At 67.5% G+C, this 14,073-nt stretch carries 11 protein-coding genes and 2 tRNA genes; 8 read left to right on the top strand and 5 right to left on the bottom strand.

What is annotated here, in order from left to right; genetic code table 11:
- Positions 1 to 62: 62 nt before the first annotated feature.
- Complete coding sequence (locus ACYQOP_RS14765) at positions 63 to 1,169, top strand: PAS domain-containing protein (RefSeq protein WP_461225332.1); 1,107 nt, start codon at positions 63 to 65, stop codon at positions 1,167 to 1,169.
- Positions 1,166 to 1,612, top strand: a complete 447-nt coding sequence (locus tag ACYQOP_RS14760) for a response regulator (protein ID WP_461222857.1) — start codon at positions 1,166 to 1,168, stop codon at positions 1,610 to 1,612. The genes ACYQOP_RS14765 and ACYQOP_RS14760 overlap by 4 nt, the downstream gene beginning before the upstream one ends.
- A 52-nt stretch (positions 1,613 to 1,664) precedes the next feature.
- On the opposite strand, the gene mutS is transcribed toward ACYQOP_RS14760, so the two are convergent.
- Both mutS and ACYQOP_RS14750 read right to left on the bottom strand, forming a co-directional pair.
- Positions 1,665 to 4,412 carry a DNA mismatch repair protein MutS gene (mutS, locus tag ACYQOP_RS14755; protein WP_461222856.1) on the bottom strand — a complete coding sequence of 916 codons (2,748 nt, stop codon included), beginning with the start codon at positions 4,410 to 4,412 and terminating at the stop codon, positions 1,665 to 1,667.
- Positions 4,413 to 4,546: 134 nt separating this feature from the next.
- Positions 4,547 to 4,867, bottom strand: coding sequence for a hypothetical protein (locus ACYQOP_RS14750; RefSeq protein ID WP_056433123.1), 321 nt, complete (start codon positions 4,865 to 4,867; stop codon positions 4,547 to 4,549).
- Between the two features lie 215 nt (positions 4,868 to 5,082).
- On the opposite strand from ACYQOP_RS14750, the gene hrpB reads away from it, so the two are divergent.
- Together hrpB and ACYQOP_RS14740 are read left to right on the top strand one after the other, a co-directional pair.
- Positions 5,083 to 7,569: an ATP-dependent helicase HrpB gene (hrpB, locus tag ACYQOP_RS14745; protein ID WP_461222855.1), complete on the top strand. Its 2,487-nt coding sequence runs from the start codon at positions 5,083 to 5,085 to the stop codon at positions 7,567 to 7,569.
- A gap of 16 nt (positions 7,570 to 7,585) precedes the next feature.
- Positions 7,586 to 8,026, top strand: coding sequence for a DUF805 domain-containing protein (locus ACYQOP_RS14740; RefSeq protein ID WP_461222854.1), 441 nt, complete (start codon positions 7,586 to 7,588; stop codon positions 8,024 to 8,026).
- A 6-nt stretch (positions 8,027 to 8,032) separates the two neighbouring features.
- Here the strand turns inward: ACYQOP_RS14740 and cmk are convergent, their stop codons facing one another.
- On the bottom strand, positions 8,033 to 8,665 hold the full coding sequence (gene cmk / locus ACYQOP_RS14735; RefSeq protein ID WP_207412865.1) for a (d)CMP kinase: 633 nt from the start codon (positions 8,663 to 8,665) through the stop codon (positions 8,033 to 8,035).
- A 5-nt stretch (positions 8,666 to 8,670) separates the two neighbouring features.
- Complete coding sequence (gene aroA / locus ACYQOP_RS14730; protein ID WP_461222853.1) at positions 8,671 to 10,020, bottom strand: 3-phosphoshikimate 1-carboxyvinyltransferase; 1,350 nt, start codon at positions 10,018 to 10,020, stop codon at positions 8,671 to 8,673.
- A gap of 249 nt (positions 10,021 to 10,269) precedes the next feature.
- Between aroA and ACYQOP_RS14725 the strand changes: the two genes are divergently transcribed.
- The 3 genes from ACYQOP_RS14725 (at position 10,270) to ACYQOP_RS14715 (ending at position 11,138) form a co-directional block, all read left to right on the top strand.
- Positions 10,270 to 10,659: a TIGR02300 family protein gene (locus tag ACYQOP_RS14725; protein WP_082470039.1), complete on the top strand. Its 390-nt coding sequence runs from the start codon at positions 10,270 to 10,272 to the stop codon at positions 10,657 to 10,659.
- Between the two features lie 196 nt (positions 10,660 to 10,855).
- Positions 10,856 to 10,931, top strand: a tRNA-Ala gene (locus ACYQOP_RS14720).
- A 131-nt stretch (positions 10,932 to 11,062) separates the two neighbouring features.
- Positions 11,063 to 11,138: transfer RNA gene (locus ACYQOP_RS14715), tRNA-Ala, on the top strand.
- Positions 11,139 to 11,271: 133 nt separating this feature from the next.
- Here the strand turns inward: ACYQOP_RS14715 and ACYQOP_RS14710 are convergent.
- Complete coding sequence (locus ACYQOP_RS14710; protein ID WP_461222852.1) at positions 11,272 to 13,149, bottom strand: calcium-binding protein; 1,878 nt, start codon at positions 13,147 to 13,149, stop codon at positions 11,272 to 11,274.
- Between the two features lie 351 nt (positions 13,150 to 13,500).
- Between ACYQOP_RS14710 and ACYQOP_RS14705 the strand changes: the two genes are divergently transcribed.
- Positions 13,501 to 14,070, top strand: a complete 570-nt coding sequence (locus ACYQOP_RS14705) for a hypothetical protein (RefSeq protein WP_461222850.1) — start codon at positions 13,501 to 13,503, stop codon at positions 14,068 to 14,070.
- Positions 14,071 to 14,073 lie beyond the last annotated feature (3 nt).

The raw sequence follows: 14,073 nt of genomic DNA, 5'->3' as shown, positions 1-14,073 counted from the left end.
GGATGATGGACAGCAGCAACAACCCGGTTTCGGCCGAACTCCGTCCGGTGGGCAATGCCCTCATGGATGCCAAGATGTTCGCCATGGCCTTCGCTGCCAGTCCCACGCCCATGGTGGTGACCGACCCCCGCCTCGCCGACAACCCCATCGTCTGGGTCAACGACGCCTTTCTGAATCTCACCGGTTATACCCGGCAGGAGTTGCAGGGCCATAATTGTCGGATGCTCCAGGGACCCGATACCGACCCTCGGGCGATCGATCGCATTCGGGATGCCGTGCGTCGGCAGGTACCCATCGAGGTGGAGCTTCAGAACTACCGCAAGGACGGAACCTCCTTCTGGAACGCCATGACGATCACGCCGGTCCGCAACGATGCGGAGGAGCTCGTCTATTACTACGCCGCCCAGGCCGACATGACCGAGAAACACGTGCTCGAACTCGCCATGAAGGGGACGAACGACGAACTCGAACGGCAGGTCAACGAACAGACCGCCGACCTGAGGGCCGCCCTGGACGAGAAGACCGCGCTGCTTCACGAGGTCGATCACCGGGTCAAGAACAACCTGCAGGTCATCTCGTCCCTGGTGCTGCTGAAGGCGCGGCGAACGCCGCAGGGCGAGGCGCGGGACGCTCTTCAGGGCATGGCCGAGCGGATCGGGGCGCTCTCCATGGTCCATCGCATGCTCTATTCGGCCGGCGACGTGACACGGTTCAACCTGGAAGAGTTCGCCGACGACTTCCTGTCCGACCTCACCGCCAGCATCGATCCGGCGCGCACCGCGGTCACGGCCGAAATCGATCCGATCTCGTTGCCGGCCGCCATCGCGGCGCCTTTGGCGCTCATGCTCCACGAACTCGCTACGAACGCCGTGCGCCACGCTTTCCCCAATGACCGGGAGGGGCGCGTCTCCATCTCCGCCCGCCAATGCGAGACTGGCTTGCGTCTCCTGATCGAGGATGACGGTGTCGGTCGGACAGCGGGCGTGTCGAATCCAGCCGGGTTCGGCTGTTCCCTGGTCGAGATGGTGGTGAAACAGTTGCGCGGCGTCATCACCTGGCACGAGCCCGGAACGGGGACGCGCGTCGAGATCGTCATCCCCTTGCAGCACGAGATCAGGAAGCCGACCGCAGCCCCACCGCGCGAAGCTGCGATGGGACAGGCAGGGTGAGCCACGTACCCGGATTGCGCATTCTCGTCGTCGAGGACGAGGCGCTCATCGCCCTCGAACTCGAATGTCTGCTCGACGACCTCGGCTATGTCACGGTCGGCGTGGCGGGAAGCTCCTCCGAGGCCATCGAGCTCGGCCGTGCCACCGTGCCCGATATCGCCCTGGTGGACATTCACCTCATCGACGGTCCGACAGGCATCGATGTAGCGAGGACGCTCAGCTCGGACCCGCGCACGAGCGTCGTGTTCATGACCGCCAACGACAAACGCATTCCGGCGGATTTCGCGGGGGCTTTGGGAGTCATCGCCAAGCCCTATTCCGAGCGCGCCGTCGCCGGCGCGTTGCGTTACGTGGCCGCGCTACGGGCCGGCGGCCAGCCTGAAGCGGACGGGCTGGATGGGTTCCGGCTCGCCACCCATGGTGCACCGGGCCACGAGTTGTAGCCGCCTCGGCCGCCGCCGGGACCGAAGGCTCGATCCGTTTCCGGTCTCGTCGTCATGCTTCGCGCGCCGCTTTCTTTAGGCGGTAGAGAACCTCCAAGGCCTCCCTCGGCGTCAATGCGTCGGGATCGATCCCATCGAGTTCCTGACGCAAAGGGTCTTCGCGCGTCGGAACCTGCACTTCCGGCATGGGCGGCGGCGCGAGGCTGGCGAAGAGCGGCAGATCGTCGATGCGGGGACGGGTCGGACGGTCGCGCTCGGCCTTCTCGAGGTTCTTCAGGATCGAGCCGGCCCGGGCGATGACCCCGGCGGGCAGGCCGGCGAGACGGGCGACCTGCAGACCGTAGGACCGCTCGGCCACGCCAGGCACGACTTCGTGCAGGAACACCACTTCGCCCTTGTGCTCGGCGACCTTGAGCGTCGCGTTGTCGAGCCGCGTGAGACGCTGGCTCAGGGCCGTGAGTTCGTGGAAATGGGTCGCGAACAGCGCGCGGCACCCGTTCTGCTCATGCAGGTATTCGAGGCAAGCCCAGGCGATGGAGAGACCGTCGAAGGTTGCCGTGCCCCGGCCGATCTCGTCGAGGATGACGAGGGAATGCCGGCTCGCCTGGTTCAGGATCGCGGCCGTCTCCACCATCTCGACCATGAAGGTCGATTGCCCGCGCGCGAGGTCGTCGGCGGCCCCGACCCGCGAGAACAGCCGGTCTACGACCCCGAGATGCACGCGGGTCGCCGGTACGAAGGCGCCCATCTGGGCGAGGACGGCGATGAGGGCGTTCTGGCGCAGAAAGGTCGACTTGCCGCCCATATTCGGCCCAGTGATGAGCCGGATGCGCCCGCGCCCCTTGCCAGAAAGGTCGCAATCGTTGGCGATGAACGGCTCGCCGGATCGCCGCAGGGCCGATTCCACCACTGGATGACGGCCACCCTCGACCACGAAGCTGAAACTGTCGTCGACGAAGGGCCTGCGCCAATCCCGCTCCACCGCCAGTTCGGCATGGGAGGCGGTGACGTCGAGGCTGGCCAGGGCGTCGGCGATGGCGGCGACGGTCTCGGCCTGAGCCATGATCCGAGCGGCCAGTGCATCGAAGACCTCCGTCTCGAGAGCCAGCGCCCGGTCGGCCGCTCCCGAGATGCGGCTTTCGAGATCGTTCAGTTCCACGCTCGAGAACCGCATGGCATCCACCATGGTCTGGCGGTGGATGAAGGTCTCGCGCATCAGGCCCTTGAGGCAGCTTTCGCCGACGGCCTGCGGCACCTCGATGTAGTAGCCGAGCATGTTGTTGTGCTTGATCCGCAGGGTGCGGCAGCCGGTCTCCTCGGCATAGCGCGCCTGCAGCCCGGCGATGACCTTGCGCGAATCCTGACCGAGGAGCCGGGCCTCGTCGATCTCGGCATCGTAGCCGGCGCGCACGAAGCCGCCGTCGCGGCGGTTGAGGGGGAGGTCGTCGGCGAGCGCCGCGCGCAGATGCTCGACGAGATCGGCATCGACCGTGCCGAGGCGCTGGACGATGCCGGCGAGATCCTCCGGCAAGGCTTTCACCTCTCCGCAACGCTGCGAGATCGCCAAGGCCGCGTCGAGGCCGTCACGGAGGGCGGCGAGATCGCGTGGGCCGCCACGTCCAAGGCCGAGCCGCGACAGGGCGCGGGCGATGTCGGGCGCCCGCGCCAGGGCGTCCCGCAGGGTTCGACGAAGGGCGCCGTCTTCCACTAGGAACGACACTGCCTCGTGGCGGCGCATGATGGCCGAGAGGTCGGTGAGAGGGCCGGCGAGATGCTCGGCCAGCAGTCTCGCGCCGATGGCCGACACCGTGCGGTCGATGGCGTCGAGCAGGCTGCCGGTGCGCTCGCCCGAGAGGGTTCGGGTGAGTTCGAGATTGGCGCGTGTCGCCGCATCAATGGCCAGCGTCGCGCCGCTCGTCTCCCGCGTCGGCGGCGACAGAGCGGGCCGCGCGCCGATCTGCGTGCGCTCGATGTAAAGCAGGGCCGCTCCGGCGGCGGCGAGTTCGGCCCGCCCGAACTGCCCGAACCCGTCGAGGGTCGAGACGCCGAACTGTTCCTTGATCCGCCGCTCCGCCGAGGCGGGTTCGAGCTCCGCCTGCGCCAGGGGCGTGACCGGGGCTCTCACGTCGCGCCAGAGCCCGGACAGCGACGGATCTGAGTGGATCGCCTCGGAAAGCACGATCTCGCGCGGATCGTGCCGGGCGATGGCAGCACCCAGCTCGCCTTCGGGAACCTCGCTCAGGGAGAACCGGCCGGTGGAAATGTCCACGGCGGCGATGCCGTAGGCGTAGCCGGATTCCGAAAACTTGCGGCGGCCGAGGGCTAGGAGGATGCTCGCCCGTGACGGGTCGAGGAGACGGTCCTCGGTGATCGTACCGGGGGTGACGAGGCGGACGACCTCGCGCCGCACCACCGATTTCGGGCCGCGCTTCTTGGCCTCCGCCGGGTCTTCGGTCTGGGCACAGACCGCCACGCGATGGCCGAGGGCGATGAGGCGGCTGAGGTAATCGTCGGAGCGCTCCACCGGCACACCGCACATCGGGATATCCGCCCCGCCATGCTTGCCGCGCTTGGTCAGGACGATGCCGAGCGCGCGGGATGCGATTTCCGCATCCTCGAAGAACAACTCGTAGAAATCCCCCATCCGGTAGAACAGGAGGCAATCCGTATTGGCGGCCTTGATCTCGATATACTGCGCCATCATCGGCGTGGCGCCGGCGATGTCGAGGGGCGAGGCGCTCACGGTTTCTTCCGCCGTGGCATGGGTCTTCGGACTGGAGCGGACTGCACGCTGGGACATGCCCCATCATAGCAGAGCCGGCCGGACCGGATCAGCGCTCCCTTCCGCATCATCTGGGGAGAACCGTCGAGCGACGAAAAAAGGCCGATGCGTCTCCGCACCGGCCCCCTCCGACGAAAATACCGCCGCTCAGCTTAGTAGCGCGGGCCGCCCGACGTGGTGCCCTTGCGCTGCATGTAGCCCGGCTGCTGCGGGTTGCGGGAATTCGGATCACCGTGGCTGTAGGCGGCGGGGGCGCGGCGATGGCGCATGCCGTGACGATGATGGTGGTGGCGATGGCGCATGCCTCGATGGCTGGCGTAGCCCGGGTGATGACCGCGGGTGACGATTTCGGTGGTCAGTGCCTCACCGGCGATCACGGGAGCGCTCGGCATGGCCGGGGCGGCAGTGGCGGCGCCGAGGCCGAGAGCGCTGAAAAAGGTTCCTGCTGCAAGAGCAAGGGCAATCTTGGTCATCAAGTCCATCCGTTAGGATCGCGCCGCGCGCGTCGAGGCAATAAGTCGTTCGCCCGGACTCCGTTCCCATTCTTTTTTAACGCATGTTTGTCCACCGAAAGGCCGGTAAATGAGCCGGAACGAGGGGATGATTCCGGTATCCCGCACGTGATCGATCACGCCGCACCGAATCGGGGTTGCGCATCTCACCGCTTGCCCGCACCACCCCATCCGCGATGGCGACGAACCCCTTCTTCTCTGCTGCCCTCCCGATCGATGCGGCCCTGCCGCGCCTTCTCGCGGCGCTCGAAGCCGGTCCGTCGGCGGTGCTCGTGGCACCTCCCGGAGCCGGCAAGACCACTCGCGTCCCGCTGGCGCTTCTCGATGCGCCATGGCTCGGCGCCGAGGGCCGCATCATCCTCCTCGAACCACGGCGCCTGGCTGCCCGCGGCGCGGCCGAGCGCATGGCCGCCACCCTCGGCCAGCGCGTGGGCGAGACCGTGGGGCTGCGCGTCCGCCTCGGCTCGAAGATCTCGCGGGCGACGCGGATCGAGGTAGTCACGGAGGGGGTCTTCACCCGCATGATCCTCGACGACCCGGAATTGTCCGGCATCGGCGCGGTGATCTTCGACGAGTTCCACGAGCGCTCCCTCGACGCCGATCTCGGTCTCGCCCTCGCGCTCGACGCCCAGGGTGGTCTCCGCGACGATCTCCGGATCCTCGTCATGTCCGCCACCCTGGACGGTGCGCGGGTCTCGCGCCTGATGGGCGACGCGCGCATCGTCGAATCCGAGGGGCGGGCCTTTCCGGTGGAGACACGCCATACGGAGCGCGATCCGAACCGGCGGATCGAGGATGCGATGGCCGACGCCATCCTTCGCGCCCTGCGGGCCGATCCCGGCTCTGTCCTCGCCTTCCTTCCCGGTCAGGGCGAGATCCGGCGGGTCGCGACGCTCCTCGCCGAGCGGGTCGACGAGAGCACCGAAATCGCGCCCCTTTACGGTGCGCTCCCTCCGGCCGAACAGGACCGCGCCGTGGCGCCCGCTCCGCCCGGAACCCGGAAGGTCGTGTTGGCGACCAGCATCGCCGAGACGTCGCTGACGATCGAGGGGGTTCGGATCGTTGTCGATTCCGGTCTGTCGCGGGTGCCGCTCTACGAGCCCGGCATCGGCCTGACCCGCCTCGTCACCGCCCGCGCCTCCCGCGCCTCGGTGGACCAGCGGCGCGGCCGCGCGGGGCGGACAGAGCCGGGGATCTGCTATCGACTGTGGTCGGAGGCGGCGACCAGCGCCCTCGAACCCTTCACGCGGCCGGAGATCCTGGCCGCCGACCTCTCCGGCTTGTTGCTCGACTGCGCCGCCTGGGGCGTCTCCGATCCCACAACCCTCTCGTTCCTCGATACCCCGCCGGCCCCTGCTCTGGCGGAAGCGCGCTCGATGCTGCGCGACCTCGCCGCCCTCGATGCCGATGGACGCCTCACCGAGACGGGACGGGCCTTGCGTGCCATCCCCCTCCCCCCACGCCTGGCGAGAATGGTGGTCGCTGCGGCCGAATTCGGCCGGGCGCGGGAGGCTGCCGACCTCGCCGCGATCCTCGTGGAGCGCGGGCTCGGCGGCGACGATGCCGATCTCTCTATCCGGGCCGATCGGTTCGCCCGCGACCGGGGAACCCGTGCCTCCGACATGCGGCGTTTGGCGCGAGGCTGGGCCGAGCAGGCCGGGGGATTCGTTCGCGCAGTCAGGAACGTGGATGTCTTCGGGGCCGGGCCGCTCCTCGCCCTTGCCTATCCCGACCGCGTTGCCCGCTCGCGAGGCCGCGACGGCGAGTTCGTGATGGCGAATGGCCGCGCCGGACGGCTCGATCCGGCCTCGGCGCTCGCGCGCGAACCTTTCCTCGTGGTGGCCGATATCGCCGGGACGGCGGCTGCCGGGCGCATCCTCGCCGCCGCCGCGATCACGCTGGAGGAGATCGAGACGCTGTTCGCAGAGCGGATCGAATCGGTCACCCAGGTCGTGTTCGACAAGGGAGCCCGGTCCCTGCGGGCACGCGCCTCCCGCCGTCTCGGCGCGGCAACCCTCGGCGAGCGGATCCTGCCGGTGAAACCGGATGCCTCCTCGGCCGCGATCCTGGCGCGGGGCATCGTCGGGCTCGGCCTCGACAATCTGCCCTGGACGCCCGCCCTCGCCCAGTGGCGGTCCCGGTTGGCGTTCCTCCGCGCTGCCGAGGGCGAGACCTGGCCCGATCTCTCGGATGAGTCATTAGGCGCGTCGGTGGAAGACTGGCTCGCGCCGGAAATCGAGGGCCGCGTGAGCCTCGATTCCATCACGGCAGACGATCTCGGCCGCGCGCTCGGCGCGCTTCTACCCTGGGAGATGCGTCATCGCCTCGATACAGAGGCCCCGACCCATTTCGAGGTGCCGACGGGATCGCGCATCCCCATCGACTACGATGCCGAGGGCGGGCCGGTCCTGGCCGTCCGGGTGCAGGAATTGTTCGGCCTCGACCGCCATCCCGCCATCGCGGGCGGTCGTGTGCCCTTGGTCCTCCACCTGTTGTCTCCGGCCTCGCGTCCGATCCAGATCACCAAGGACCTGCCCGGCTTCTGGCGCGGCTCCTGGACCGCCGTGCGCGCAGAGATGCGCGGACGCTACCCGCGCCATCCCTGGCCGGACGATCCGCTGACCGAGCCGCCGACCCGGCGGGTGAAGCCGAGGGGGACATGATGACGGGCTTTTCTCGATGACGGGCTTTCCTTGGCCTGCGGCGCATTTCGATCCGCGAGGCCGCCTGTCCCGCCGAGCCTATCACCGTCAATTGATCGGCACGCTGCTGCTTGTCGTCGTGTCGGGCAGCATCGCCATCCTGGTCGCGTCGATGGAGGCGCGGTCCGCGGCGCTGATCGTAGTGGCAGCAGGCACCATCGGGGCCGGGGCTTTCGTGACGGTCGCCACGGTCCGGCGTCTGCACGACCGGGGGCGGACCGGATGGTGGCTGCTCCCCAACGCCTTCGTGACCGTCGCGGGTTTCGCCCCGATCGAGACCCTCGCCGACGCCTATCCGGTGGCGGTGATCGTCGCCACCCTGGCGATGACCGGGTTCAATCTCTGGTTCCTCATCGAGACCGTGGGGCTGGCGGGCATGGTGGGCCCGAACCGCTACGGGCTCGAGCCGGAGCACTGAGCCTCGTCAATGCACCCGCGCACGGTCCACCACCGCGCGCGCCGCCTCGAAGGCTTCGTCCGCATCGAGATCGGTGGTGTCGAGAAGAACGGCGTCGGGAGCGGCCTTGAGAGGGGCCGTCGAGCGTTGCGCGTCGCGTGCATCGCGGGCGACGATGTCGGACAGGATCGCCCCGAGGCTCGCCGGCTCTCCCCGTCGAAGGAGTTCCAGATGCCTACGCCGGGCGCGCTCCTCGGCGGCGGCGGTGATGAACAGCTTTACCTGCGCCTGCGGGCAAACCACGGTACCGATATCGCGCCCGTCGAGGACGGCACCGCTGGCGCCACCGGCAAAGCGCTGCTGCCATGCGAGCAAAGCCGCGCGCACGGCCGGGATCGACGAGATGCGGGAGGCCGCGTCTCCCATTGCCCGCTCCCGGAGGCGCGGATCCGCGAGGCGGTCGGCGATCAGCGTCGCGGCGGCTCGAGCCGCGGCGGCATGGTCGTCGAGGTTGCGCCCGGCATCGATCACGCTGAGGGCCACGGCCCGGTAGAGCAGACCCGTATCGAGATGCGGCAGGCCGTAATGCGCGGCGAGGCGCTTGGCCAGGGTTCCCTTGCCCGAGGCAGCGGGTCCGTCGATCGCGATGACCATCGGCATGGGACCTACTCCGCGATGCGGCCGCCGAGCGCCCGCATCGTCGGCAGGAAGCTCGGGAAACTGGTGGCGATCATGGCACCGTCATCGACGGTCACGGATTGCTTCGTCGCGAGGCCCATCACCAGGAAGGCCATGGCGATGCGGTGGTCGAGATGCGTGGCGACGGTGCCGCCGCCACGCGCGGCGGAGCCGTCGCCCTCGACGATGAGATCCTCACCCTCGATCCGGTAGGTCACGCCGTTCTCGCGCAAACCATCCGCCACGGCGGCGAGGCGGTCGGATTCCTTCACCGTCAGCTCGTGCAGCCCGTTCATCCGGGTGACGCCCTCGGCGAAGGCGGCGGCGACGGCGAGAACGGGATATTCGTCGATCATCGCCGGGGCCCGCTCGGCCGGCACATCGACGCCCTTGAGCCGGCTGGCGCGGACATGGAGATCGGCCACGGTCTCGCCGCCCTCGTCGCGCTCGTTACGACGCTCGATATCGGCGCCCATCTCCAGCAGCGTCGTGATGAGGCCGATGCGCAGGGGGTTCATCATCACGCCCTCGATCGTCACCTCCGAGCCGGGGACGATGAGCGCCGCCACCAGCGGGAAGGCCGCGGAGGACGGATCGGCCGGCACGATCACGTCGGTGCCGCGCAGGATCGGCTGGCCCGTGAGGGCGATGGAGCGGCCGTGGCCGCCCGGGCCGTGCGGACTCACCGCGACCTCGGCGCCGAACAGGCGAAGCATCCGCTCGCTATGGTCCCGGGTCGCCGCCGCCTCGATCACCGTCGTGGTTCCGGGCGCGTTCAGGCCGGCGAGGAGCACCGCCGATTTGATCTGCGCCGAGGCGACCGGGGTCTCGTAGGTGATCGGAATGGCTTCCTTCGGCCCGCGAAGCGTCAACGGCACGCGGCCGCCCTCCTCTTCGCTCAGCACCTGGGTGCCCATGCGGATCAGCGGATCGAGGATGCGGCGCATGGGGCGCTTGCGCAGGGAGGCGTCGCCGTCGAAGGTCGCGGTGACGTCCTGCCCGCCGACGACGCCCATCATCAGGCGCGAGCCGGTGCCGGCATTGCCGAAGTCGAGCACGCCGGCCGGGTCCATCATCCCGCCGATGCCGACGCCGCGCACCGCCCAGCTGCCCTGCCCGAGGCGATCGATGCCCGCACCGAGGGCTCTGGCGGCGTCGGCCGTGCGCAGCACGTCGTCGCCTTCGAGCAATCCCTCGATACGGGTCTCGCCGATGCTGAGGAGGCCGAGGATCATCGCCCGGTGGGAGATCGACTTGTCCCCCGGAGGCCGCAGCGCGCCGCGCAAGGGCGCGCCGGCGGAAGCGGTCAGGGGCTGCGGTTCGGAGTGATGCGACACGGGATCGACAACTTTTCGGCTTCTGGCGCGGTCGCGCCGTCTGGGGCCGGCCATGCAGCCGGCGAACATCGTAGCGCCGGTTACCACGCAGGCGGGGCGGCGTCATCCGACCCGGAGAGGCCTCCGGGCGGTTGAATCCGGATAAACCGGAGGCCCAGGTAGTCGGGGTGTCCTGACGAGAGTATTTGACAGGACGGTTTCACCCGACTAACGGGGCGCCTCTCCCAAAACCCTATCAGAGGTTCGCCCGTGGCCAGACCGGAACTCGGCTTGAAGCGTCAATGCATGAGCTGCGGCGCGAAATTCTACGATCTCGACAAAGATCCGGCGACCTGCCCGAAATGCGGGACCATCTATCAGGCCGCCGCCACGTCGCGCATGGCCGCTCCCGCGCTCGCCTCCCGCTCCGCAGCCGTGCCGGCTGACGACGACGAGGATACGGATGCCGAGAAGGGCGGTCCCGAGATCGTCTCCCTCGACGAGGTCGAGGCTGCCGAGGACGAGGCGGATACCACGACCGGCGATGACGATGCCGATTCGACCGATGCCGACGACACCTTCCTCGAGGAGGAAGATACCGGCGACGACGACGTGGCCGACCTCATCGACGGCGATATCGAGAACGACGAGGAAAGCTGAGGCCCGACCTCGGCACCCTTTGCGTCCCCGAGAGCGATCGCAGCAAAATCCTATGCCGCGTAAAATTCTCGGCGGTGAATGCGAATAGGGGCTTGAGTCCGGGCAAGCGCCCGAATATAGAACCGCCTCCGCCGGACGCCGCAAGGCAGGTTGGCGGAACGACCACCGCGAGACATTTTGCGGTGGTCCCAGAAGTGGGGCCTTAGCTCAGCTGGGAGAGCGCTTCCATGGCATGGAAGAGGTCATCGGTTCGATCCCGTTAGGCTCCACCATTTCTTTTCGTCCGAGTCGTCGATGTGGTCGCGAGATGCGGCCTTCGACGAGCCGGAAAACAGCAGATCTCGGTGGTGTTCACCGATGATGACGACGATCGTGAGACGATGTCACGATTGTTTCGGAATGTGGGGCCTTAGCTCAGCTGGGAGAGCGCTTCCATGGCATGGAAGAGGTCATCGGTTCGATCCCGTTAGGCTCCACCATTCGCTTCCTTCGATAGTCCGGCCTCATGCGCCGCGAGCGTACGAAGTACGACATCCCTCAAGCTCATCTGGGATATCGGCATACCGGCCGCGCCGTGTAGGACGACGCGCCCGGCAGGAATGATACGTCCGTTCAGACGATGTGGAAATCGAGATTGGTGAGCGCGATCGGCTGATCGAGGACGGCGAAGGTCACCGCCAGGGCGCTGCCGTTGCCATCCTTGTCGTAGGACACGGTCCCGGTGGTCCGGTCGTAGAGGATGCGGTCGTCGGCATTCACCGCGCCGGTGGACAGGTCCTTGAACGCGGCGGCGGCCAATGTCCCGATGGGCAGTACCGGCACGATCGTCCGCGCGATCTCGATCGTATCGGCGGTTGCGAAATCCGTGATGTGGTCGAGATTGGCCGCGGCGAAGGCGGTGCTGAAACGGAACGTGTCGCTTCCCGCCCCTCCGGTCAGGATATCCTTACCCAGCATTCCGTCGAGGCGGTCGCCGCCGGCATTGCCCACGAGCGTGTTCGCCACCTTGCTACCGGTCATCGTGTCGGCGAAGACCGATCCTGAAACCGATTCGATCGAGATCAGGCTATCGCTGCCGCCATAGGTGTCGGTGGCCGTGCCGGCACCGAGATCCACCACCGCGCCGTGGGTCGCCCCGGCGAGATCGTCGTTTCGGAAATCGATCGTGTCGAGCCCGGCTCCGCCATCCAGGACATCGTCGCCGCCTTGCGCCGTGAAGCGGTTCGCCAGCCCGTCGCCGGTCAGACGGTCGGCGGAAGCCGTGCCCGCGACTGCCTCGATCCCCGATAGCGTATCGGTATTGCCGAAACCGTCCGTCGCCGTGCCGGTGGCGAGGTTCACGACGACGCCCCGGGTGCCGCCATTATCCACGTCCCGGTCGTAGCGGATTTCGTCGAACCCCCTACCGCCGGCGATCGTGTCGTTACCCCCAAGTCCGTAGAAGCCTTCGTAGGCGGCACTCGCCGTATTGCCGCCCGTCAGCATGTCCGCGAACTGCGTGCCTCGCACGACCTCGATGCTGATGAGCGTATCGCGATAGCCGAACCCATCCGTCGCGAAGCCCTTGGCGAGATCGACCGTGACGCCCTGGGCGCCCCCGAAACTCGCATCCCTGTCGTAGCGGACCGCATCGTTGCCGCCGCCGCCGTCGAGCGTGTCGCCGCCGCCGAGGCCGATCAGGCTATCGAAGCTCCGGTCGTTCGAATCGTTACCGTGCAGGGAGTCGGCGTATTGCGTGCCGCGTACGCCTTCGATGCTGCGGAGCGTGTCGGTCGCTCCGAACCCGTCGGTGGCTTTTCCCGCGGCGAGGTCCACGATGACCCCACGCGTGCCACCGAAATTGACGTCCTTGTCGTAGCGTACCTCGTCGTAGCCCGAACCGCCATCGATGACGTCATTCCCGTCGAGACCGAGGAAAAAGTTGTTCGGACCGACGGGATCGGTGTCCCCTCCCGAAAGCCGGTCGGCAAAGGCAGTGCCCCGCACCGATTCGATGTTGCGCAGCGTATCGACGGTTCCGAACCCGTCGATGGCCTTGCCGGTCGTGAGGTTGACGGTGACGCCCTTCGTGCCGCCGAACCCGGCGTCCCGATCGTACCGAACCTCGTCGAAGCCGCTGCGGCCATCGATGATGTCGTTGCCGGCGAGCCCATAGAAATGCTCTCCGCTGTTATCCAGGGCTTTATTGCCTCCCGTGAACCGGTCGGCGAGTCGCGATCCCATGATCGCCTCGATGCTGATCAGCGTATCGCTATTGCCGAACCCGTCGATGGCCTTGCCGGTGGCGAAATTGACGATGACGCCCTTGATGCCCCCGGCCGCGTAATCATCCATGTAGTTGGCGATGTCGAAACTTGCCCCACCGTCGATCCGGTCGTTCCCGTCCCGACCCGAGATGATATCTTCACCGGCTAGACCGTTGATCGTGTCACTTCGCCCGAGCGGGTTGAGGTAGACGTCGAAGTTTGGAGTCAGGTTCACCACCGCCATTTGAGTCTCTCTGGTTTGATAAAACTTTGAGTTATGGATTCGTGTCACTATGCGGATATAAACTGTTATCGAACGATGAGATCAAATTCAGTTAAATAAAACGTGGATCAGCGCCTCTGGCGATTTCTGTCGATCGGTGGTGTTCGCAGATCACGGGTCTCACGCTCATCGGCGCGGGCGGCATGTGACGATCCCACACCAAGGCGCTTCCCGCCCCGAGCAGCAGGCCCTCCCTTCCATCCCGCCAAGGATACCGAGACACTGGTCTCGCCCTACTCGCCCGCCTTCTCAGCGGTGACACGCGCTCGATCATGGCGTGTGTCGGTTTCGGCTGCATGATAGGTCGAAGCCATGACCCTTCCCGCCGGACCGCATGCCCCCCTCGCCTCCTGCTCCGCGGAAACGGCCGAGGCGCTGATCGAGACCCTGAGCGCGCGGCTCCTCGGCGGCGACAGTGCGACATCCGTGCTGGAAGGCTGGTGCCGGGAGCGTCGGCTCGCCTCAAGCGCCCATCTGGTGGCGACGCGGGTCGTGGGTCCCGAACGACAGCCGACCCCCGTTCAGAGTCAAAGGCTCGACCTCTCCGACGGGGAGGTGGTCCGGTACCGGCACGTCCGGCTGAGCTGGGGAGGCCATGTCCTCTCCCAGGCCGAGAACTGGTACGTCCCGGCTCGTCTGACGAGAGAGATGAACCTGCTCCTCGACGAGACCGAGATTCCCTTCGGCCGGGTGGTCCACACCCTGTTCCCCAGACGGCGAAACCTGCGACTGCTTCGTTTATGGCCCCAGGATGCGGGTGTTCCCGGCCCGTCCGAGCAGGTCTTCGCCATCGAGGCGATCCTGTCGGATCGATCCGGACGCCCGATCTGCGAAGTCAGCGAGACCTATACGGGCGCCATCCTGGCAATCGGCGACGCCTAGCCG

It is taken from the genome of Methylobacterium sp. CM6247 (assembly GCF_054817925.1).
Note: the sequence above shows the minus strand (reverse complement) of the source record. Positions and strands in the feature narration are given on the sequence as shown.